The organism is Streptomyces sp. NPDC053474, assembly GCF_044544845.1.
In the GTDB taxonomy this organism is placed as follows: domain Bacteria; phylum Actinomycetota; class Actinomycetes; order Streptomycetales; family Streptomycetaceae; genus Streptomyces.
In genome coordinates, this window is sequence record NZ_JBITXV010000013.1 from 215314 (window position 1) to 238326 (window position 23013).

Consider the following 23013-nt stretch of genomic DNA (forward strand, 5'->3'; position numbering starts at 1 on the left):
CGCCGACGATGAGCACCCCGAGCAACGGCACCTCCCTCGACCTGATCCGGAAGATCAAGTCGCTGCCCGCCAACAAGCAGCGCGCCCTCATCGCGATGCTGAGGAAGCAGGGCGTCGACCTGTCCGCCCTGGAGGCGATCGGCCCCCGCCCGCACACCGGGGACGAGCCGGTCCCGCTGTCCTTCGCCCAGCAGCGCCTGTGGTTCCTGGCGCAGCTGGACGGCACCAGCGCGTACTACAACATCCCGATGGCGATGCGGCTGAGCGGCCCGCTCGACCGCCCCGCCCTGTTGCGCGCCCTGGAGACGATCGTCCAGCGCCACGAGGCGCTGCGCACCCGCTTCGTCGAGCGCGACGGCGTGCCGTACCAGGAGATCGGCGACGGCCGCGACTTCACGGTCGGCGAGGAGGACCTGACCGACCCCGCGGAGCTGCCGTCGATCTGCGAGCGGGAGGCCGTGGCCCCCTTCGACCTCGCCCGCGACTCGCTGATCCGCGTCCGCCTCCTGCGCGAGTCCGAGCGCCAGCACGTCCTGCTCGTGACCATGCACCACAGCGTCTCCGACGGCTGGTCGCTCGGCGTGTTCTTCCGCGAGATGGTCACGCTGTACGAGGCCTTCCAGGCGGGCGACGCCTCGCCGCTCGCACCCCTGCCCATCCAGTACGCGGACTACGCGCACTGGCAGCGCCAGTGGCTGGTCGACGAGGTGCAGGAACGCCAGCTCGGCTACTGGACGCGCAGGCTCGACGGCGTCGACCCGCGCCTGCCCCTGCCCGCCGACCGCACCCGCCCGGCGATCAAGACCTACGAGGGCGCGCACGAGCGCTTCCACCTGCCCGCGGAGCTCCTGCGACGGCTGAAGGCCCTCGCCGAGCAGCACGACGTCACGCTCTACATGACGCTGCTCTCCGTCTACGCCCTGCTGCTGCACCGCTACAGCGAGCAGACCGACATCGCCATCGGCACCCCCGTCGCCAACCGCCAGCGCATCGAGTCCGAAGGCCTCATCGGCTACTTCGCCAACACCCTGGTGATGCGCGCCGACCTGTCGGGCGACCCGGCCTTCACCGACCTGCTCGGCCGGGTCAAGGACGTGGCGCTCGGGGCCTTCAGCCACCAGGACGTGCCGTTCGAAGCGGTCGTCGACGCCTTGCAGCTGGAGCGCAGCCTCAGCCACTCGCCCCTGTTCCAGGTCGCGTTCGTGCTCCAGGAGGCGCACACCGACCGCGAGGTGCGCCTGGGAGACCTCGACGTCTCCCTCATCGAGTTCGACTTCGACATCACGAAGTTCGACGCGACGCTCGACCTGCGCGAGACCCCCGACGGTCTGATCGGCGCCTTCGAGTACAACACCGGCCTCTTCGACCGCGAGACGGTCCAGCGCTTCGTCCGGCACTACACCGCGCTGCTGTACGCCGTCGTCGCCGCACCGGGGGAGCGGCTCTCCCGGCTCAGCACCCTCGACGCCGCCGAGCGCCGCCAGGTGCTCACCGAGTGGAACGAGGCGCCCGCCGCACCGCCGGTGGACCGCTGCCTGCACACCTGGTTCGAGGAGGTGGCGCGGCGTTCCCCCGACGCGGTGGCGGTGGAGTTCGAGGACAGCCGCTTGTCGTACGGGGAGTTGAACGCGCGGGCGAATCGTCTCGCGCGGCATCTGCGGGGTCTGGGGGTGGGCCCGGACGTGCTGGTGGCGTTGTGCCTGCCGCGCAGCGAACACCTGGTCGTGGCCGTCCTCGCCGTTCTGAAGGCGGGCGGGGCCTATGTGCCGCTGGACCCGGCGTCCCCCGCCGACCGCCTCGCGCACGTGCTCGACGACAGCGTGCCCCAGGTGTTCGTGACCGACGGTGTGCTGCCCGAGGGCCTCGCGGTCCCGTCGGTGCCGGTGGTGGATGTCCGTGCGGACGCTGAGCTGTGGGCCGGGCTGTCGGCCGACGATGTCTCGGGTGCGGGTGTGGGTCCTTCGCACGCGGCCTATGTGATCTACACGTCGGGTTCGACGGGTGTGCCCAAGGGTGTGGTGGTCGAGCACCGCAATGTGGTGCGCCTGTTCACGTCGACGGATGACTGGTTCCGTTTCGACGAGCAGGATGTGTGGGCGCTGTTCCACTCCTTCGCGTTCGACTTCTCCGTCTGGGAGATCTGGGGCGCGCTGTTGCACGGTGGTCGCCTGGTGGTGGTGCCGCAGGCGGTGACGCGGAGCCCGGAGGACTTCTACCGGCTGCTGTGCGAGACGGGGGTGACGGTCCTCAACCAGACCCCGAGTGCCTTCCGGCAGTTGATCGCCGCGCAGGGCGAGGACGCCCGGCCGCACGCGGTGCGCGTGGTGGTCTTCGGCGGCGAGGCCCTGGAAGTCGCCTCGCTCAAGCCCTGGCTGCGCCGCCCGGTCAACCAGAGCACCCAACTGGTCAACATGTACGGCATCACCGAGACCACCGTGCACGTCACCTACCGGCTGATCACCGAGGCCGACGCCGACCGCACCGTGAGCCCCATCGGCGAGCGCATCCCCGACCTGCGCACCTACGTCCTCGACGGACACGGCCAGCCCGTACCGGTGGGTGTCGTGGGGGAGTTGTACGTCGGTGGCGAGGGCGTGGCCCGTGGTTATCTGAACCGGCCTGAGCTGACGGCCGAGCGGTTCCTGGAGGACCCGTTCCGCGCGGAGCCGGGCGCACGGATGTACCGCTCGGGCGACCTGGCCCGCTGGCTGCCGGACGGGTCGCTGGAATACCTGGGCCGCAACGACGACCAGGTGAAGATCCGTGGCTTCCGGATCGAGCTGGGCGAGATCGAGGCCCGCCTCGCCGAACACCCCGCCGTCCAGGACGCCCGCGTCATCGCCCGCGAGGACACCCCGGGCGACCGGCAACTCGTCGCCTACACCGTCCTGCGCCCCGGCGCGCCCGGCTCCGGATCGCCCGAGCAGGAGGCCGACCACCGCGCCGAACTCGCCCGCCACCTGCGCAGGACCCTGCCCGACTACATGGTCCCCAGCGCCTTCGTGGCCTTGGAGCGCCTGCCCATCACCGGCAACGGCAAGCTCGACCGCAAGGCCCTGCCCGCACCCGGCATCGAGGCCTTCGCGCAGCGCGCGTACACGCCGCCGAGCACGGCCACCGAGCGGACGCTCGCCGCCGCCTGGGCCGAACTCCTCGGCTTCGACGAGGACCGCATCAGCGCGCACGACAACTTCTTCGCGCTCGGCGGCCACTCCCTGCTCATCACCGTCCTCATCGCCCGGCTCAAGGAGCGCGGCCTCGACGTCGCCGTGCGCAGCGTCTTCAGCAGCCCCACGCTCGCCGACCTCGCCGCCGACATCGACCGCGCGGGACCGGCCGCCACCGGCTACACCGTGCCCGCCCCTGCCGTCCCCGAGGGCTGCGAGCGGCTCACGCCCGAGATGCTGCCGCTGGCCGGGCTCGACCAGGCCGCCGTCGACGCCGTCGTGTCCCGCGTGCCCGGCGGCGCCCCCAACGTGCAGGACGTCTACCCGCTCGTGCCGTCGCAGGAGGGCATCCTCTTCCACCACCTGATGGACCCCGCCAACGACCCGTACGTCATCCCCATCCTGCTCACCGCCCCCGACCGGCAGACGTGCGACGCCTTCGTGGCCGCCCTGCAGGCCGTGGTGGACCGGCACGACGTGATGCGCACGGCCGTCGTCACCGAAGGCCTCGGAGAGCCCGTGCAGGTGGTCCTGCGCGACGTCCGCCTCGACGTCGAGCGGCGCACGCTCGACGCCGCCGACTCCGCTGCGGCCGAGGAACAGGCCCGCGCCTGGCTCGCGGACCCGGGGAGCATGGCCCTGGACCGGGCGCCGCTGCTGCGGCTCGCCGTCGCCGCCGACCCGCACTCCGCCCGGCACTTCCTGCTGCTGCGCGTCCACCACCTCATCGAGGACGCGACCTCGCTGCGCCTCATCCTCGAAGAGCTCGCCGCCCACATGGCGGGCCGCGCCGACGAACTGCCCCCGGCCCCGGCCTACCGCGACTTCGTCGGCCACACCCTGCACCAGCTCGCCGCGGCCGACGCCGAGGCGTACTTCCGCCGCGAGCTGGGCGACGTCACCGAGCCCACCACGCCGTTCCAGCTCGTCGACGTGCACGGCGACGGCAGCCGGGTGCGCGACCTGCGCCGCTCCCTGCCGCCCGGCCTCACCAGCCGCCTGCGCGAGCAGGCCCAGCGGCTGCGGATCAGCCCCGCCGCGCTCTTCCACGCCGCCTGGGCCCTGGTCACGGCGGCCACCAGCGGACGCGACGACGTGGTGTTCGGCACCGTCCTCTCCGGCCGCCTCCAGGGCGTGCCCGGCGTCGAGCGGATGCTCGGCAACTTCATCAACACCCTGCCCCTGCGGGTCCGCCTCGCCGACCTCAGCGTCAAGGACCTGGTGGCCGCCGTGGACGCCTCCCTCAAGGAGCTCATCGCCTACGAGCAGAGCGCCCTGACCCTGGCCCAGCGCTCCAGCGGCCTGGACGGCGACGCCACCCTGTTCAGCTCGATGATCAACTTCCGGTACTTCGAGCCGCGCCAGGGCGACCTCGGCCCGGCCACCCTGGACGACCTCGGCATCCGCTGGCTGGGCTCCCTCGACCGCACCAACTACCCGGTGGGCGTGTCCGTCGACGACACCGGGACCGAGCTGTCCCTCAACGCCCAGGTCGACGCCACGCTCTCGCCCGATGCCGTCCTCGGCTATGTGGAAGCGGCGGTGACCGGCCTCGTCGACGCCCTGGCCACCGACGACGGCACCGGCACGCGCGCCCTCGACATCGACGTGCTCCCGGCCGCGGAACGCCACCGCCTGCTGACCGAGTGGAACGACACCGACCGGCCCTACCCGGACGACCACTGCCTCTTCGAGCTCTTCGAGGAGCAGGTGCGCCAGCGCCCCGACGCCATCGCCGTCGAACACGGCGAGCGGCGCCTCACCTACGCCGAGACCAACGCCCGCGCCAACCGCGTCGCCCACTGGCTGCGCGCCCAGGGAGTCGGCCCCGACACCCTGGTCGGCCTGTGCGCCCGCCGCTCCCCGGAGCTGGTGACCGGCCTGCTCGGCATCCTCAAGGCGGGCGGCGCGTACGTCCCCATCGACCCGGCCTACCCCCGGGAGCGCGTCCGCACCTTGGTCGCCAACTCCGGCGTCGACATCGTGCTCAGCCAGTCCCACCTCCCGTCCGAGGCGCTCGACGGCGCCGACGGCGGCCAGCGGCCCCAGGTCCTCCACCTGGACACCGGCGAACGCGCCGGGGACGGCACCCAGCTGCTCGCCGACCGCCCCGAGCACGACCTGACGCGCGCCGAACTCGGCCTCACGCCCGAGCACCTGGCCTACGCCATCTTCACCTCGGGCTCCACCGGCGTCCCCAAGGGCGTCCTCGTGGAACAGCGCGGCGTCGTCCGTCTCGTACGCAACCCGGACTACTTCCCGACGGACCCTGACACCGTCGTGCTCCACCACTCCTCGATCTCCTTCGACGTCGGCTCCCAGGAGGTCCTCGGCCCGCTGCTGTGCGGCGGACGGCTCGTCCTGCACGACGGCGACTCCAAGGACGTGGGCGCGCTCCTGGACCGCGCCGAGCGCTCCGGCGTCACGATGATGGCCCTGTCCGCGGCCTTCCTGCCCGCGTTCGCCGAAGCCGCGCAGGGGCGGCGGCTGCCGCTGACCTACCTCGGCGTCGGCGGCGAGGCCTTCTCCGCCAAGGACGTACGCCGCCTGTACGCGGCCCACCCCGGCCTGACCGTCGTCAACGCCTACGGCCCGACCGAGAACAGCATCGCCTCCACCTGCCACGTGATCCCCCGGGACATCGCCGAGGACGCGGTCATCCCCATCGGCAGGCCCATCGCCCAGTCCACCGCCCACGTCCTCGACGCGCACCTGCGGCCCGTGCCGCTGGGCGTCGTCGGCGAGCTGTGCGTGGGCGGCGCGGGCGTCGGCCGCGGCTACCTCGGCAACCCGGAGCTGACGAAGGAGCGGTTCGTCGACGACCCCTTCGCCACGCGGCCCGGGGCCCGCCTCTACCGCACCGGTGACCTGGTGCGCCGACTGCCCGACGGCGCCCTGGAGTTCGTCGGCCGCGTCGACGACCAGGTCAAGGTGCGCGGCTTCCGCGTGGAACTCGGCGAGATCGAGAACGCGCTCCACGCGCACCCCGCCGTGCGCGGCGCCGTCGTCACCACCCTGGCCAGCGGCGAGACGAAGAAGCTCGTCGCCTACGTACGGCCCACGACCACCTGGCTGGACGCCACCGCGCGCGAACAGAACGCCGACCGCCTGGAACAGTGGCAGGACCTCTTCGAGGACCAGTACGGCACCGACGCGGACGAACAGGCGCACCCCACCGACAACCCCGGCGCCCCCGGGGACGACCTCAACCTGGTCGGCTGGAACAGCAGCTACACCGGCGACGCCATCCCCGAGCACGAGATGCGCGAGTGGATCGACGGCACCGTCCGCCGCATCGAGGAGCTGCGGCCCCGCAGGCTCCTGGAGGTCGGCTGCGGAACGGGACTGCTGCTGTTCCGCTACGCCGGAGCCTGCGAGGCCGTGCACGCCGTCGACATCTCCGCGTCGGCCCTGGCCGGAGTGCGCCGCGGCGCCGACCGCCGCGGCTGGTCGCACGTCACCCTCGCGCAGGGCGACGCCCGGAACGTGCCGGTGCCCGAAGGCCGCACCGCCACGGAGAAGTTCGACACCGTCGTCATCAACTCCGTGGCCCAGTACTTCCCCAACCGCCTCTACCTGGAGGAGGTCATCGAGCGGCTCCTGCCGCTCGTCGCCGACGGCGGCCGGATCCTCCTCGGCGACATCAGGAACCTCGACCTGTTCTCCGCGCACGTCACGGCCGTGGAGCGCAGCCGCCTTTCCGCACGCACCTCCGTCACCGCCCTGGCCCGCCAGGTGCAGCGCCGCCGCCAGCAGGAGACCGAACTCCTCGTCAGCCCGAGCTACTTCGCCGCGCTGCCCCGGCGCTTCGCGGACATCGGCTCCGTCGACATCGCCGTCAAGCGCGGCACCGGCGGCAACGAAATGCTCAGCTACCGCTACGACGTGGTCCTCACCAAGGGCGCCGCCCCCGCCCCCGAGGACGACCTGCCGTGGCTGACCGCGGCCACGCCCGACGAGGTGCGCGCCCTGCTCGCCGACGGCACCCGCACGCGCTTCGGCGTCACGGGCCTGGACAACCCGCGCGTCGCCGACGACGTCCGCGCCGCCGAGAGCCTGCGCGGCACCACCGCCCAGCAGCACGTCGAGCCCCTGGGCGCGAGCCGCCTCACGGACGCCGCCGCCCAGCGGGTGCGCGACCTGGAGGACGTCCTGACGTACGCCGAGGAGCTCGGCTACCGGGCCGCCCTGACCTGGTCCCAGGACCGCCTCGACGGCCTCGACCTGATCCTCGCCAAGGGGGAGCGGCCGACCGCCCTGGCCCGGACCGCCTACAGCGCGACCCACCTGGCGAACGTGCCGCAGATCGCCACCACCGGCCAGGCCCTGACCCGGGAGCTGAAGGACCACCTGGCGGGCCGCGTCCCCGAGTACATGGTCCCCAGCGTCTTCGTCGCCCTCGAAGAGCTGCCGCTCACCCCCAACGGCAAGGTCGACAAGCGGGCCCTGCCCGCGCCCGACGAGGCCGACGTGCACAAGGAGGTCTACGTCGCGCCGCGCACCGCCACCGAGCGCGCGCTGTGCCGCCTCGTCCAGGACGTCCTCGACCTCGACCGCGTCGGACTCCAGGACGGCTTCTTCGACCTCGGCGGGCACTCCCTGCTCGCCACCCGGCTCACCATCCGCGTCAAGCAGGAGACCGGCAAGGAGCTGCCGCTCCAGTCGATCCTCGCCGGAGCCACCCTCGGCGAGCTGGCCGCCGCACTCGACGCGTCGAGCGGCGGCGCGGCCGACGAGACCGTCCCGCTGGTGCCCGTCACCGGCCCCGGCGACGAGAGCCCGCTCTCCTTCCAGCAGAGCGAACTGTGGTTCCTCAACCCGCGCGCGCACCTCGGCTCGTCGTACGACAACGTGCAAATGGCCTACCGCGTCATCGGCCCCCTCGACCGGCAGGCCTACGCGCGCGCCTTCGAAGGGCTCGTGGCCCGCCACGCCGTGCTGCGCACCAGCTACCTCAAGCGCGGCGACACCTACGTACAGCGGGTGAACGACACCACCGGCTTCTCCGTCGCCTTCGAGGACGTCACCGGTGACAGCGCGGTCGCCGAGTACCTGCGCGCCGAGCGGCCGCGGCCGCTCGATCCCGAGGACCGGCACATGCTGCGCGTGCACATCCTGACCCTCGCGCCGCACGAGCACGTCGCCGTCGTGACCCGGCCCTGGGGCATCTTCGACGGCTGGTCGACCGGCGTGTTCATCGCCGAACTCAACGCCCTGTACCAGGCGCTGAGCCGCGGCGAGGAGCCCTCGCTCCCCGAACTCCCCGTCCAGTACGCGGACTTCGCGCGCTGGCAGCACCGGGCGGTCGACGCCGACGCCCGCGCCCGGCAGGAGGCCTACTGGCGCTCCCAGCTCGCGGGCCTGCCGCCGCGCACCGCGCTGCGCACCGACTACCAGCGGCCCGCGGTGAAGTCGTACCAGGGCTCGTCGGTCGAGGTGAACGTCCCCGCCGCGGTGCTCGACCAGCTCAAGCGGGTCAGCAAGGAGCGCGGCGGCACGCTCTACCTGACGCTCCTGGCGGCCTTCGCGACGCTGCTCGGCGGCCACACGGAGGACCGGGACCTGGCCATCGGCTCGCCGGTGACCAACCGGCCGCGGCCTGAGCTGGAGCGCCTCGTCGGCTACTTCATCAACGTCCTGGTCATGCGCCTGGACGTACGGCCCGAGCAGGCCTTCGACGACCTCCTCGCCCAGGCCCGGCGCGTCACCGCCGCCGCCCACGAGCACAAGGACGTCCCGTTCGCCGATCTCGTGAAGGCCCTGGTGCCCGAGCCGGACCCCGCGCACTCGCCGCTGTTCCAGGCCATGTTCAACCTGGTGCCCGCCGCCGAGGCCGCGCCGCCGGACCCCGGCGGCCTGGGCTTCGTGCCCCTGCCCACCGACAGCGGCACGGCGAAGTTCGACCTCAACCTCGTCGTCCGCGAGACCCCCGAGGGTCTGCGCGGCTACCTGGAGTACAGCACCGACCTCTACGCCAGGAGCACGGCCCGGGCCCTGGCGGCCACCTATGAGAGGTTGCTGCTCAAGATCGTCACGCAGCCGGGCGCGAGCCTGGCGCGGCTGCGCGACGCGGCGGCGGACGGCGGGCTCGGATGAGCACCGACCACGCCCCCGCCCGCCCCACCCGTCCCATCCCCACCAGCGAAAGCCCGCACATGACCAAGGACAAGACCTTCGCCCTCATCGTCGAAGCCGTCCGCGAGATCCTCCCGGAACTCGCCGACCACGACTTCGCCGAGACCGACACCCTGGACGCGCTCGGCGCCAACTCCATGGACCGCGCGGAGATCGTGATGACCGTCCTGGAGGAGATGGACCTGGACATACCCCTCGTCGACACCCACGGGCCGCAGAACCTGGGCGAGCTCGCGCGGCACCTCAGCGACACGGCAGCGGTCAAGGCCGGGTGACGTGAGCGACTCCGCAGGGCTCGTCGTCACCGGCATCGGCGTCACCACCGCCGTGGGCCGGGGCAAGGACGCCTTCACCCAGGCACTGTTCGCCGGAGAGCACCGGTTCGCCGTCATGGACCGGCCGGGGCGGCAGTCCGGCACCCGCTTCGTGGGCGCCGAACTGCCCGCCCAGGCGCCACCCACCCGGCTCGGTGCCCGGGAGCTGCGCACCGCCTCGCTCACCGGGCAGGTCGCCCTCGCCACCCTCGAAGAGGCGTGGGCCGAGGCGGGCCTCGACGGGTACGACCCGGACCGGGTCGGGCTCGTCATCGGCGGCAGCAACCTCCAGCAGCGCGAACTCGTCCTGGCCCACGACCGGCACCGGGCCAAGCCGCGCTTCCTGCGGCCCAGCTACGGCCTGTCGTACCTGGACACCGACCTGTGCGGCCTGTGCACGAGCGCCTTCGGGATCCGTGGCCTCGCCCACACCGTGGGCGGCGCGTCGGCCAGCGGACAGCTCGCGGTCATCGAGGCCGCGGAGGCCGTCGCCTCCGGCCGCGTCGACGTGTGCGTCGCCCTGGGCGCGCTCGCCGACCTGTCGTACTGGGAGCTGCTCGGCCTGCACGCGATGGGCGCCATGGCGGGCGAGGAGCACGCCGAGGCGCCCGCCGCGGCCTGCCGTCCCTTCGACAAGGGGCGGTCCGGCTTCGTCTACGGCGAGGCCTGCGCCGCCCTCGTGATCGAGCGCGGGGGCGCCCGCCCGGACGCCCCCGCCCCGTACGCGCGGATCGGCGGCTGGTCGGTGCGCCTGGACGGCAACCGCAACCCCAACCCGTCCCTCGCGGGCGAGACCGCCGCGATCCGCCAGGCCCTGGACCGCGCCGGACTCACCGCCCGGGACATCGACTACGTCAACCCGCACGGCACCGCGTCACCGACGGGCGACGAGACCGAGGTAGCGGCGCTCAAGGCCTGCGGCCTCACGCACGCCGCCGTCAACGCCACGAAGTCGATCACCGGCCACGGCCTGACGGCCGCCGGAGCCGTCGAGGCGGCCGCGACCCTGCTGCAGCTGCGGCACGGGCGCCTGCACCCCACGCGCAACCTCGCCGAGCCCGTCGACGACGCCCTCCGCTGGGTGCGCGAGACGGCCGTCGAGGCCGACATCCAGCACTGCCTGAGCCTGAGCATGGGCTTCGGCGGCATCAACACCGCACTGTGCCTGAGCGCGTGCGCCGCATAGAGAGCAGAACAGTCAACCCCATGTCCCGCGTCGGTATCGAAGCGATGAACGTGTTCGGCGGCTCGGCCGTGCTCGACGTCATGCAGTTGGCGCGGCACCGCGAGCTCGACCTCGCGCGCCTGAACAACCTCCTGATGAAGGAGAAGACGGTCGCGCTGCCCTTCGAGGACCCGGTCACCTTCGGTGCCAACGCGGCCCGGCCGCTCCTCGACCGCATGAGCGAGGAGGAGAAGAACAGCATCGAACTCCTCATCACCTGCACCGAGTCGGGCTTCGACTTCTCCAAGTCGGCGAGCACCTATCTGCACGACCAGCTCGGCCTCAGCCGCAACTGCCGCATGTTCGAACTCAAGCAGGCCTGCTACGCGGGCACCGCCGGGCTCCAGATGGCCTGCAACTTCATCCTCTCGGGCACGTCCCCCGGCGCCAAGGCCCTGGTCATCGCCACGGACATCTCGCGCTACATCCTGGAGGACGGCGACGACGTGGCCGCGCAGGACTGGGCCTACGCCGAACCCAGCGGCGGCGCGGGCGCGGTCGCCCTGCTCGTCAGCGCCGAGCCGCACGTCTTCCAGCTCGACGTCGGCGCCAGCGGCACCTACGGCTACGAGGTGATGGACACCTGCCGCCCCGCCCCCGACAGCGAGGCGGGCGACGTCGACCTCTCCCTGATGTCCTATCTCGACTGCTGCGAGCAGGCCTACCGCGCCTACGAGGCCAAGGTGGAGGGCGCGAACTACCGCGACACCTTCCAGTACCTCGCCTTCCACACCCCCTTCGGCGGCATGGTCAAAGGCGCCCACCGCACCATGATGCGCAAGGTCGCGGGGGCCAAGGGCGCCGAGGTCGCCGAGGACTTCGAGCGCCGCGTCGCGCCGGGCCTCAGCTACTGCGGCCGCGTCGGCAACATCATGGGCGCGACGGTCTTCCTCTCCCTCGCCGGGACCGTCTGCAAGGGCTCCTACCCCGACCCGCGGCGCATCGGGCTCTTCTCCTACGGATCCGGCTGCTGCTCGGAGTTCTACAGCGGCGTCGTCACCCCCGACGGCGCCGAGCGGCTGCGGGCCATGGGCATCGAGGACCACCTCGACGGGCGCTACCAGCTCTCCCTCGACGAGTACGACCAACTCCTGCGCGAGAGCGCCTTCGTCCGCGTCGGCACCCGCGACACCGTCGTGAACCAGGACTTCGTCGCCAGGACCGCGCCGCGCGGCGCCGGCTCCTCGCCGCGCCTCGTCCTGCGCGCGATCAAGGAGTTCCACCGGGAGTACGCATGGATCGACTGACCTACTCCACCCTGCGCGTCCGCGAACAGGGCAGCGTCCTCTTCGCCCGGATCCACCGGCCCGAGGCGGGCAACGCCATCAACGCCACGCTCGTCCACGAACTCGACGACGTCTTCACGCGCGCCGCCGCAGCGGAGCACACCACCGTCGTCGTCCTCGAAGGCCTGCCCGAGGTCTTCTGCTTCGGCGCCGACTTCGGCGTGATCAGCGACGCGGCACGCACCGGCCGGGACACGTCCTTCGACCCGGAGCCGATGTTCGAGCTCTTCCGGCGCATGGCCTACGCCGACGTGCTCACCGTCGCGCACGTGCGCGGCAAGGCCAACGCGGGCGGCGTCGGCCTCGTCGCCGCGTGCGACGTGGTGATCGCCGACGAGAGCGCGACCTTCAGCCTCTCCGAGCTGCTCTTCGGCCTGATCCCGGCCGTCGTGCTGCCCTATCTGATCCGCAGGACCGGCTTCCAGCGCGCCCACTACCTCGCCGCCACCACCCAGACCATCGACGCCCGGCAGGCCCACGAGTGGGGGCTCGTCGACGCGCTCGGCACGCCCAGCGACGCGCTCCTGCGCCGCCACCTCCAGCGCCTGGGACGCCTGTCGAAGAAGGGCGTCGCGCGCTACAAGGCCTACCTGCGCGAGCTGTCCCCGCTGACCGAGCGCACCAAGGACGTCGCGCTCGCCACCAACCGCCAGGTCTTCGGCGACCCCGACAACGTACGGGCCATCCGGCGCTACGCCGAGGAAGGCGTCTTCCCCTGGGAGAGCGCCTCGACGCCGGACCCGGACCCGGACCCCGGCACGGCCCCGGCGGCCCGGCCCGCGCCCCTGCCTCCGCCCCGCCCGCAGCCGTCCCCGAGCGAGACCACCGTGGAACCACAGCACCCGCACCCCGCCACGCCGCCGCCCGCCCTGTCGCCCCGGGCCCTCGGCAGCCCGCACTTCCGCGCGGCGCACGGCGTCGACTACGCCTACGCGGCCGGAGCGATGTACAAGGGCATCGCCTCCGTCGACCTCGTCACCGCGCTCGGCAACGCGGGCATGCTCGGCTTCTTCGGCACCGGAGGCCTCCCCCTGGACGAGGTCGAGGACGCGATCACCCGCATCAAGAAGGGCCTGGACCCCGGCCGAGCCTTCGGCATGAACCTCCTCAACAACCCCGACGACCCGGACCTCGAAGCCCGCACCGTCGAGCTCTATCTGCGCCACGGCGTGCGCTCCGTCGAGGCGTCCGCCTATCTGCGGCCCACGCTGCCCCTGGTCCACTACCGCCTCGCGGGCCTCGGCACCGACGCCGAGGGGCGGCTGCGGCAGGACCACCACATCATCGCCAAGGTCTCGCGCACCGAGGTCGCCGAGCACTTCCTGCGCCCGGCCCCGGAACCCCTGGTGCGCCGCCTGCTCGACGACGGGCTCATCACCCCCGAGCAGGCCGCGCTCGGCGCCCGCCTGCCGCTGGCCCAGGACCTGTGCGTCGAGGCGGACTCCGCGGGCCACACCGACGGCGGCAACGCCTACGTCCTGATGCCCGCCATGCGCGCCCTGCGCGACCGCGTGACGCGCGAGGAGGGCTACCCCACGGAGAGCGGCGAGGCCGCCGTGCGCGTCGGCGCGGCGGGCGGCATCGGCACCCCCGACGCGGCCCTCGCGGCCCTGACCCTGGGCGCCGAGTTCCTCGTGACCGGCTCCATCAACCAGTGCACCGTGGAGGCCGGGACCAGCGACGCCGTCAAGGACCTGCTCCAGGGCCTCGGCGTGCACGACACCGAGTACGCGCCCGCCGGTGACATGTTCGAGGTCGGCGCCCGCGTCCAGGCCGTCAGGAAGAGCACGTTCTTCCCCGCCCGCGCCCAGAAGCTGTACGAGCTCTACGTACGCCACGACTCCCTCGACGACCTCGATCCGCGCACCCGGGCCACCCTGGAGGCCAAGTACTTCAAGCGCTCGCTCGACGAGGTGTGGGAGGAGACCCGGACGTACCTCGCGCGGCGCTTCCCCGCCCGCCTCGCGGACGTCGAGCGCAGCCCCAAGCAGAAGATGGCCCACGTCTTCCGCTGGTACTTCGTCCACTCCACGCGCCTGGCGCTGCGCGGCGCCGACCAGCGCGTCGACTACCAGATCCACTGCGGCCCCGCGCTCGGCGCCTTCAACACCTGGGTGCGCGGCACCGACCTCGAACCGTGGCGCGGCCGCAGGGTCGACGTCATCGCCGAGCGGCTGCTGCGGGAGACCGCGGCCCTGCTCACCGAGCGCCTGGCCACCTACGGCGCCCTGGCCAACGACAGCACACCACCCACGCCCCCCACCGCCCCCGGCGGACCGGCACCTCTCGCGACGGCTGAGTGATCACATGACTTCCGTGTACGTATTCCCCGGGCAGGGCTCCCAGCGCAAGGGCATGGGCGAGGAGCTGTTCGAGAAGTACCCCGACCTCGTGGCCCGGGCGGACCGGCTGCTCGGCTACTCCCTGCGCGACCTGTGCGTCGACGACCCCGACCGGGTCCTCAACCGCACCGAGTACACCCAGCCCGCCCTCTACGCGGTCAGCGCCCTGCAGTACCTCGACCACGTCGACTCCGGCGGCGCCCCGCCCGCCGTCGTCGCCGGGCACAGCCTGGGCGAGTACAGCGCCCTGTTCGCCGCGGGCGCCTTCGACTTCACGACCGGCCTCGACCTCGTGCGCAGGCGCGGCGAGCTGATGAGCCGGGCCCCCAAGGGCGCGATGGCCGCCGTCGTCAACCTCGACCAGGAACGCGTCGCGGAGATCCTGGCGGCACTGCCGTACTCCGGCATCGACATCGCCAACATCAACTCCCGGCAGCAGTGCATCCTCTCCGGCACCTACGACGAGGTCCACGCCCCGGACGTCCGCGAGGCCTACACCGAGGCGGGCGCGCGGTTCATCCCCCTCAACGTGAGCGCGGCCTTCCACTCGCGCTGCATGGCCGACGTCCAGGAGGAGTTCGCCCGCCATCTGTCGGGGGTCGACTTCCGCCCGCTGCGCATCCCCGTGATCGCCAACTGCACGGCGCGGCCGTACCCCACGACCGGCTACGCCGACCTCCTCGTGCGGCAGATATCGAGCCCCGTGCGGTGGTACGAGTCCGTCTCCTGGCTGCTGGCGCGCGGCCACGACGACTTCCGGGAGATCGGCCCCGGCACCGTCCTGACCAAGCTCACCGGCAAGATCCGCGAGGAGCCGCTGTCCTTCGAGGAAGCCGCGGCCCCGCGGCCCGCGGCCGCCCCCGCCCCCCACCGGCCGCTGCGGCGGCCCGAGGTCGTCTTCCTGTACGGCGGCCAGGGCACGCAGTACTACCGCATGGGGCAGGAGCTGTACGACACCCACCCGGCGTTCCGCGACGCCATGGACCGGTGCGGCGCGCTGTACGAGGCGGCCCAGGGCACGTCCCTCGTGACGGCCCTGTACGACCCCTCCCGGCGCGGCCAGGACTTCGACGACATCCTGCTCACGCACGCGGCGCTCTACAGCATCGGCTGGAGCCTCACCGAGGCCCTGCGCGCGGAGGGCTTCAGCCCCGACGCGGTCCTCGGCCACAGCCTCGGCGAGTACGTCGCGGCCACCGTCGCCGGGGCGATGTCCTTCGAGGACGGCCTCGACCTCGTGATGAAGCAGGCCCACCTCCTTCAGGCGCGCTGCCGCCCCGGCGGCATGCTGAGCGTCCTCGCCCCGCCCTCCCTCTACCAGCGGCGGCGCGACCTGTTCGCCGGACTCGCCCTGGCGGGCGTCAACTTCACCGGCGAGACCACCGGCAACTTCGTCGTCAGCGGCGCGGCCGAACGCGTCACCGAGGCCCGTGCCGCGCTCGACGGGGAAGGGGTGATCGCCGTCCGGCTGCCGGTGCGCCACGGCTTCCACTCCGGCCTCCTCGACGACGTCCGGCACGAGTGCCGGAGCCTGGGCCGCGCGGTCACGGTCAACTCGCCGAACCTGCCGGTCTATTCGTGCGCGTACGCAGGAGAGCTGGACGGCGCGGCGCTGACCGGCTGGGACGACTACACGTGGGACGTGATCCGGGGGCGCGTGCGCTTCGACGAGCTGATGGCCACCGCGTTCCGCGACCCGGCGCGCCACTACTTCGTCGACCTGAGCGCCAGCGGCTCCTTCGTCAACTTCCTCAAGCACGGCTACGGCCCCGACTACCGGGGCGCGTTCGCCATCAACCAGTTCGGCAACAACGCGGCGTCGATGCGGAGGCTGCGCGAGGGCCTGGAGGACGTCACCAGGACGGCGCCCGCCCTGGTCTGACCCAAGGCATGGCACAGGGGGCCCACCGCCGCGCGGTGGGCCCCCTGACGCCTTTTCGGGCGGGGAGTGCGGGTCAGCCGACCGACACGGGCAGCGAGGCCACGCCGCGCACGTTGATGCGGCCGTTCCAGGACACGTCACCGGCCAGGGACAGGTCCGGGAACCGCTTCAGCATCCGCTCGAAGGTGATGCTCGCCTCCAGGCGCGCCAGGGCCGCGCCGAGGCAGTGGTGCGAGCCGGAGCCGAACGCCAGGTGGGCGCGGGCGCCCTCGCGGTCCAGGCGCAGCGTGTCCGCGTCCTCGCCCCAGCGCGCCGCGTCGCGGTTGGCGGAGGCGAGAGCGGCGACCACCATCGCGCCCGCGGGGATCTCGACGCCGCTGAGCACGGTCGGCTCCAGGGTGATGCGCCGGCTCGACTGCAACGGGCTGTCGTAGCGCAGCAGTTCGTCGACGGCGCCTGGCATCAGGTCGGCGTCCGCGCGCAGGGCGGCGAGCTGCTCGGGGTGGCGAAGGAGCGCGAGGGTGCCGTTGGCCAGCAGGTTCACGGTCGTCTCGTGGCCCGCGATGTACAGCAGCTGGATCTGCGCGACCAGTTCGTCGTCGCTGAGCTTGTCGCCGTCCTCCTCGGCCTCGATCAGGGCCGTCATGAGGTCGTCGGCGGGGTTGCGCCGCTTCCAGTCGATCATCTCGGCGGTGAGGACGGCCAGTTCCGCGTCCGCGTTCTCGATCTCCTGCATCACGGCCGGGTCGGCGACGGGCTCAAGGGAGCGCACGATCGTGCCGCTCAGCTCCCGGATCCGCTCGTGGTCGGTGGGCGGGGCGCCCAGCATGTCCGCGATCACCGTGAACGGCAGCGGCGACGCGAGCGCGGGCACCAGGTCGGCGCCGCCCTCCTCGGCGATCCGGTCGAGCATGCCGTCGACGAGCTCGCCGATGCGCGGCGCGAGCGCCTGGATCGACCTCGGCGTGAACGCCTTCTGCACCAGGCGCCGCAGCCGGGTGTGGTCCGGGGCGTCCCGGTCGATCATCGAGAAGCCGTCGATGAGCGGCGTCTTGCGCGACTCGTCCTTCTGCCGCAGGTTCTCCAGCGCGCCGGAGTTCACGTTACGCAGTTCGACCGACGCGCCCGAGCGCAGCAGGCCGAACACGTCCTCGTACCGGGTGACCACCCAGAACCCCAAAGGGTGCGGATAGACGGGGGCGACTTCGCGGAGCGTCGCGTACTGCGAGTAGGGGTTGTCGGTGAACCCCTCGGCGAAGGGGTTGAACAGCGGTATCTGTTCCTGAGGGAGAACGCCCCCGGTCATCTCGTGCTCCTTGTGGTGGCACCGGCGTGAGGGACCCCCCGGCGGGGATCCGCATGGGATGCACCGCCTTGGCCCTCGGCCCCGGTTGGATGAGAGTTCGCAGGTCACAGTAGTGCCGCCGGGAGGACCGGCGGCACGTGACAGGGAAGAGAGCAGGAGAGTACCCGGCGGGGCCTGCCGGGGACTAGGCCGCCCAGTGGGCGGGGCGCTCCAGCGGGTGGGGGACCTTCGTCCGGGCGTCGCCCCGCGCGGCGTTGAGCTGGGGCTGGGTGAGGAACAGGGCGCCGCGCAGGTCCGCCCCGCACAGGTTCGTGTCGCGCATGTCCGCGCCGATCAGGTCGGCCTCGCGCAGATCGGCGTCGGACAGGTCGGCCGCGATGAGCAGGGCGCCGCGCAGGCTGGCGCCGCGCAGCTTCGCGCCGCGCAGCCGCGAGCCCATGAGGTTGGCGCCCCGGTGGTTCTTCTTGCGCCCCGGGACCGCCGCCCGGGCCAGTTCGCTGGCGCGCAGGAGCAGTGGGTTCACCTCGCCCCGCAGGGCGTCCACGTCGACGGCCATCAGGGTCTCGACGGTGTCCCGGGTGAGCGCGTCGATCCGCTCGTACGCGCGCCGCAGGTCGCGGTGGACGGGCCGGGCCGCGGGCAGGTCGAGGGCCTGCGCGGTGTACTTCAGGAGCTCCTGGAGCTGCCGGACGACGGGGAAGACCTCGTACATCGCGCGGGCCGAGTCCGGCTCTTCGCGCCAGCTGACGCCCTTGAAGGTGACCTGGGAGACCTTCTGGCCCGCGCCGAAGCAGTCGAAGACCGTGCAGCCGTTGTAGCCCTTGTCGCGCAGCCGCTCGTGGATGCCGCAGCGGAAGTCCTCCTGGAGGTTCCCGCAGGGGGTACCGGCGGACTTGTTCACCGGGAAGTCCGACGAGCGCGAGAAGGGCAGCGCCACGCAGCACAGACCGAAGCAGTTCCCGCAGTCGGCCTGCAGGTCGGTCTGGGCGGCGTGCGAGGTGCGCTCGGACAAGGCGGTGGCTCCTGATGCGGTGGGCGGCGGCGTACGGCGGTCGTACGCCTCCATTGTCCCTCGTACGCGGACGGTGACGGGACGCGGCCCCGGAGTGCGCGCGGAGGGAACGGACGGCCGGACGGGGGCGCTAAGGCGCCCCGGCCCCGAGGTCAGTCCTTGTCGGCCTGCTCCGCCTTCTTGGCCTTCAGGCGGGCCGCCTCCTTGCGGACCTCGGCCTGCGTGGCGCGCTCGCGCTCCAGCCACTCGGGGCGCTCCTCCTTCAGCGCGTCGATCTGCTCCGTGGTGAGGGCCTCCGTGACGCCGCCACGGGCGAGGCCCGACACGGAGACGCCCAGCTTCGCCGCGACGACGGGGCGGGGGTGCGGGCCGTTGGCGCGCAGGTCGCGCAGCCACTGGGGCGGGTCGGCCTGCAGCGCGTTGAGCTCGGTCCGCGAGACCACGCCCTCCCGGAACTCGGCGGGGGTGGCTTCGAGGTACACACCCAGCTTCTTCGCCGCGGTGGCGGGCTTCATGGTCTGGGTGGAGTGGTGCGACGTCATGGGACAAGGGTATCGAGCGAATGCGCGACCGCTGACCACGGCGGGCCCGCGGCGGCGGCGCCCGCCGGTGCGTCGGCCACTGACTACGCCCGGTAGTCTGGCGAGGTGACAGGCTCGGAAGACTCTCCCGCGTTCCGGCTCGCCTACGTCCCCGGGGTGACGCCCTCGAAGTGGGTGCGCATCTGGAACGAGCGGCTGCCCGACATCCCCCTGACCCTCCTCCAGGTGACCGCGCCGGAGGCCTGCGGGGTCCTGCGCGCAGGCGAGGCCGACGCGGGGTTCGTACGGCTCCCGGTCGACGGCGAGGACCTCAGCGCGATCCCCCTCTACGAGGAGACGACGGTGGTCGTGGTCCCCAAGGACCACCTCTTCGCGGCGGCCGACGAGGTGGCCGCGGCGGACCTCGACGACGAACTGGTGCTGCACCCGCTGGACGACACCCTGGACTGGGAGCACCCGCCGGGGCGCCCCGCCATCGAGCGCCCCGCCACGACCGCCGACGCGATCGAGCTCGTGGCGGCGGGCGTCGGCCTGCTGGTCGTCCCCCAGTCCCTGGCGCGACTGCACCACCGCAAGGACCTCACGTACCGCACGGTCACGGACGTCCCCACGTCTCGCGTGGCGCTGTCGTGGCCGCAGGAGGCCACGACGGACATGGTGGACGACTTCATCGGCATCGTCCGCGGCCGCACCGTCAACAGCACCCGGGGCCGCCGAGCCGACGCCGAGCCCAAGGAGAAGCGCCCGGAGAAGGGCGGCCCGCGACGGCAGCAGGCCGGGGGCAAGGGGAGCGGCCGGGGCTCGGGCAAGGCGGCGGGCAAGCCGTCCGCCAAGAACGCGCGCCGCGGCTCCGGAGGCCCGAAGGGCGCCAAGGGCGGCAAGCCGCGCCGCAGGCCGTAGCGGCCTGGGCGAAGCCGCCCGTCACCAGGGCTGGTTCCGCAGGAACGCGGCGGCGTGGGCCGCCTCCGCCTCCCGCGCCTGGTGGGAGCGGACCAGGGCCCAGCAGCCCACCGCCGCCACCGCCGTGGCGAGGACGACCAGGCGCCAGGTGGCGACGGGCGCGGCGGACGCGGTGGGATCCGGGTGGGTGGCGAGGGTGATCCCGAGGACCAGCGGTACGGCCAGCGCCAGCGCCCAGCCGCCGAGCACCGACGAGGCGAGGCGGTGCGGCAGCACGAGGCCCGCCCAGAGCAGCACGGCGAGGGTGCCCACCACGGCCGCCGCACCGCTCATCGGCCCCGGCACGGCGATGCCCGCGGCGACGGCCCCCGTGACGGCACCGGCCGCCACCGGAATCAGGCGGCGCCGGTCGAGGGAAGGCGCCCGCCGTCCGCCGTGCCGCGCCAGGTGCGCGGCGGCGAGCAGGCCGACGGCCCCCGCCAGGAGGTAGGGCCCGCTGTTGAGCCAGACGTCGTGGCCGGGCGCGTCGAAGTGCCTGTGCACGCCGTTGATGACGAAGCCGCTGGTCAGAGCGAGGATGCTACTGCCTGCCAGGAGCCCGGCCCAGGCGCGCCGCCGCGTCGAGACGAGACTCGCCCAGGAGCCGACGAGCAGCGCAAGGAAGGGGAGGTGGGTGAGGACCAACAGGGCGTTGAGCACCCCGTCGTCCCCGAAGGGCTCACCGGCCGCGATGGTGGCCCAGGGGGACGCGGGGCCGGAGGCGTCGGGGGTGTGGCCCGCGTCGATCCACCACGTCTCGAAGGGGCGCGTACGGAACACCAGGAGGCCCGGCCCGGTGAGCACGGCGTGCCCGTCGAGCTGGAACCAGGACAGGACCCACAGGCCGACCGTGCCGAGGCCGAGGAGCCCCGGCAGGACGGGGTACGCGAGGGAGGCGGGCCGCGCGGGCCGCCACGGCGGCATCCGCGGCGGTGTCGGCAGGGGCGCGGGCACGGGCGAGACGCTCGCCACGGGTGCCGGACGCCGGGGCGCCGTCGGGGCGGCCAGCAAGGTGGTGGCGCGGCCCTCCGCGATCTGCCGCAGCTCCGCGGCGGCCTGTGCGACGTGCGGCCGGTCCTCCGGGTTCTTGGCCAGCAGGGAGTCCAGGACGGCCGTGAGGGCGGACCCGGCGCGCCGGGGCCTCGGCGCCGGGTCGGAGAGCACCGCCGCGATGGACTCCACCGCGGCGGGCCGGGCGAAGGGCGACACGCCCTCCACCGCGTGGAAGAGGGTGACACCGAGGGCCCACAGGTCCGTGGCGGGCACGGGCGTCCCGCGGATCTGCTCGGGCGCCATGTAGGCCGGGGTGCCGAAGACGCTCGTCGTGGTGGTGACCTCGCTGGAGAGCCGGGCGATCCCGAAGTCGGCCAGCTTGACGCGGCCGCCCGCGAGGAGCATCACGTTCTCCGGCTTCACGTCGCGGTGGATCACGCCGAGCGCGTGGGCGGCGCCGAGGACCTCGGCCAGCTGCGCCCCGATCGACGCCGCCCGGGCGGGCGGCAGCGGGCCCTCGCGGGCCACGAGCGCGGCCAGGGTGGTCCCGCGGACGAGTTCCATGACGATGACGACCTCGGCGCCGGAGCGCACCACGTCGTACACGGTGACGGCGCCCGGGTGATTGAGCTTCGCGGCCGCGCGGGCCTCGCGCAGCAGCCGCGCGGTGGCCTTGGTGTCCAGGGGCGTGGCCCCCTGCCCGGGCCCGCGCACGTGCTTCACGGCGACCTCGCGCCCGAGGAGCGTGTCGACGGCCCGCCACACCACTCCCATGCCACCCCGCCCCAGCTCCTCGATCAGCTGGAACCTGTCACCGAATGGCTGCCCGCCCTCAACCATCGCGACCCCCCGGAACGCGCCCCCTGATACTCGCTGGGTCATCATCCAGCCACTGGCGACTTCCCGCAGCCCATGACCGAAGTTGCACGGTAGAGACCGTTCCTGAGCGCCTCTCAGGCGTCCCGTGGGCCTGCCGCACAGCAGCAACGGGCAGGCGGCGCAGGGGCACCGGCCGCGCCTAGCCCCGGGGGAGAGTCTCCAGGGTCGGGCGGATGGTCTCTTCGGCCTTGTGGGGGTAGGGGAAGCCGTGGGTCTCGGCCACCTCCTTGGCCAGGCGGGCGAAGAGGTCGGCGGTCGCGCGGGCGGCGCGCAGGGCGTCGGCCGCGGGGAAGCCGCCGAAGATGTCGGGCAGGCGCTCCCACACCTCCGGTGCGGCCCACTGCCGCATGCGGGTGCCGCCGTACCAGACGTCGTGGTCGGTGCCCTCGCGGGTCAGGGCGTGCCACTCGATGACGCTCTGCAGGAGTTCCTTGGTGGTCCAGTCACGGGACTTGGCCACCCACAGCTCGCCCCGGGCGAGACAGCGCGGCAGATGCGCCATCTCGAACCAGAACTCCGCGCAGAGCTCCGCGAACTCCTCGGCGTCGGGGAGCTCCGCCGCCACCTCGCCCGTGGGGGCGGGCAGGCGGGCGGCGGCGCCGTCGGGATCCCACAGCACCTCGTAGCCGCGCTCGTGCAGGTCGTCGAGGCCGTCCGCGGCCATCGTCGCGAGCAGGCCGACCGGCACCACCTGGAAGTCGACCTTGACGTCCCCCTCGAAGAGCACGAGCAGCGCCGGGTTGTCCCACGGCCCTTCGAGGCCGACCCGCACCACGACCGGTCCCAACTCCTCGACCCATGCGCCGCCTTCGTAGCGGTCGGGGTCGGTGGTGTACAGCTCGATGTCGTGGTCGGAGAAGGCGTCCACCGTCCCGTCGCGCCGCGCCCGCGAGCCCGTCCGCAGCACGGCCCGGACGTCCTCCCGGCCCCGCGCCCACTCCCGTACCCGCTCGACGATCCTGTCGTCCCCGGATGCAACGATCATGCTGTC

General features: G+C 73.0%; 12 protein-coding genes. 7 read left to right on the forward strand and 5 right to left on the reverse strand.

Features of this window, described 5'->3' with window-relative positions:
- Positions 1 to 8 precede the first annotated feature (8 nt).
- From ACIG3E_RS29275 to fabD, 6 genes are read left to right on the forward strand one after another with little or no spacing between them, the layout of a single operon-like run.
- Positions 9 to 9263, forward strand: a complete 9255-nt coding sequence (locus tag ACIG3E_RS29275) for an amino acid adenylation domain-containing protein (protein ID WP_399622446.1) — start codon at positions 9 to 11, stop codon at positions 9261 to 9263.
- Positions 9260 to 9577 carry an acyl carrier protein gene (locus ACIG3E_RS29280; protein WP_399622447.1) on the forward strand — a complete coding sequence of 106 codons (318 nt, stop codon included), beginning with the start codon at positions 9260 to 9262 and terminating at the stop codon, positions 9575 to 9577. The genes ACIG3E_RS29275 and ACIG3E_RS29280 overlap by 4 nt, the downstream gene beginning before the upstream one ends.
- Position 9578: 1 nt before the next feature.
- Positions 9579 to 10802, forward strand: coding sequence for a beta-ketoacyl synthase N-terminal-like domain-containing protein (locus tag ACIG3E_RS29285; protein ID WP_399622449.1), 1224 nt, complete (start codon positions 9579 to 9581; stop codon positions 10800 to 10802).
- A gap of 20 nt (positions 10803 to 10822) precedes the next feature.
- The gene (locus tag ACIG3E_RS29290) at positions 10823 to 12088 is read left to right on the forward strand and encodes a hydroxymethylglutaryl-CoA synthase family protein (protein WP_399622451.1); all 1266 of its coding nucleotides are present in this window, start codon (positions 10823 to 10825) and stop codon (positions 12086 to 12088) included.
- Positions 12076 to 14430, forward strand: coding sequence for an enoyl-CoA hydratase/isomerase (locus ACIG3E_RS29295; RefSeq protein ID WP_399622453.1), 2355 nt, complete (start codon positions 12076 to 12078; stop codon positions 14428 to 14430). The genes ACIG3E_RS29290 and ACIG3E_RS29295 overlap by 13 nt, the downstream gene beginning before the upstream one ends.
- A 4-nt stretch (positions 14431 to 14434) precedes the next feature.
- The gene (gene fabD / locus ACIG3E_RS29300) at positions 14435 to 16351 is read left to right on the forward strand and encodes an ACP S-malonyltransferase (protein WP_399622455.1); all 1917 of its coding nucleotides are present in this window, start codon (positions 14435 to 14437) and stop codon (positions 16349 to 16351) included.
- A gap of 73 nt (positions 16352 to 16424) precedes the next feature.
- Here fabD and ACIG3E_RS29305 read toward each other — a convergent pair whose 3' ends face one another.
- The 3 genes from ACIG3E_RS29305 to ACIG3E_RS29315 form a co-directional block, all read right to left on the reverse strand.
- On the reverse strand, positions 16425 to 17657 hold the full coding sequence (locus tag ACIG3E_RS29305) for a cytochrome P450 (RefSeq protein ID WP_399622457.1): 1233 nt from the start codon (positions 17655 to 17657) through the stop codon (positions 16425 to 16427).
- A 184-nt stretch (positions 17658 to 17841) separates the two neighbouring features.
- Entirely contained in the window at positions 17842 to 18669 is an 828-nt protein-coding gene (locus tag ACIG3E_RS29310) for a pentapeptide repeat-containing protein (RefSeq protein WP_399622459.1), read from the reverse strand.
- Between the two features lie 152 nt (positions 18670 to 18821).
- The gene (locus ACIG3E_RS29315) at positions 18822 to 19211 is read right to left on the reverse strand and encodes a DUF5997 family protein (protein WP_399622461.1); all 390 of its coding nucleotides are present in this window, start codon (positions 19209 to 19211) and stop codon (positions 18822 to 18824) included.
- Between the two features lie 105 nt (positions 19212 to 19316).
- Between ACIG3E_RS29315 and ACIG3E_RS29320 the strand changes: the two genes are divergently transcribed.
- Positions 19317 to 20111, forward strand: a complete 795-nt coding sequence (locus ACIG3E_RS29320; protein WP_399622463.1) for a LysR substrate-binding domain-containing protein — start codon at positions 19317 to 19319, stop codon at positions 20109 to 20111.
- 21 nt (positions 20112 to 20132) lie between these two features.
- On the opposite strand, the gene ACIG3E_RS29325 is transcribed toward ACIG3E_RS29320, so the two are convergent.
- Both ACIG3E_RS29325 and ACIG3E_RS29330 read right to left on the reverse strand, forming a co-directional pair.
- Positions 20133 to 21983: a serine/threonine-protein kinase gene (locus ACIG3E_RS29325; protein WP_399622465.1), complete on the reverse strand. Its 1851-nt coding sequence runs from the start codon at positions 21981 to 21983 to the stop codon at positions 20133 to 20135.
- A gap of 178 nt (positions 21984 to 22161) precedes the next feature.
- A complete protein-coding gene (locus ACIG3E_RS29330; RefSeq protein ID WP_399622467.1) occupies positions 22162 to 23007 on the reverse strand; it encodes an aminoglycoside 6-adenylyltransferase in 846 nt (281 codons plus the stop codon).
- Positions 23008 to 23013 lie beyond the last annotated feature (6 nt).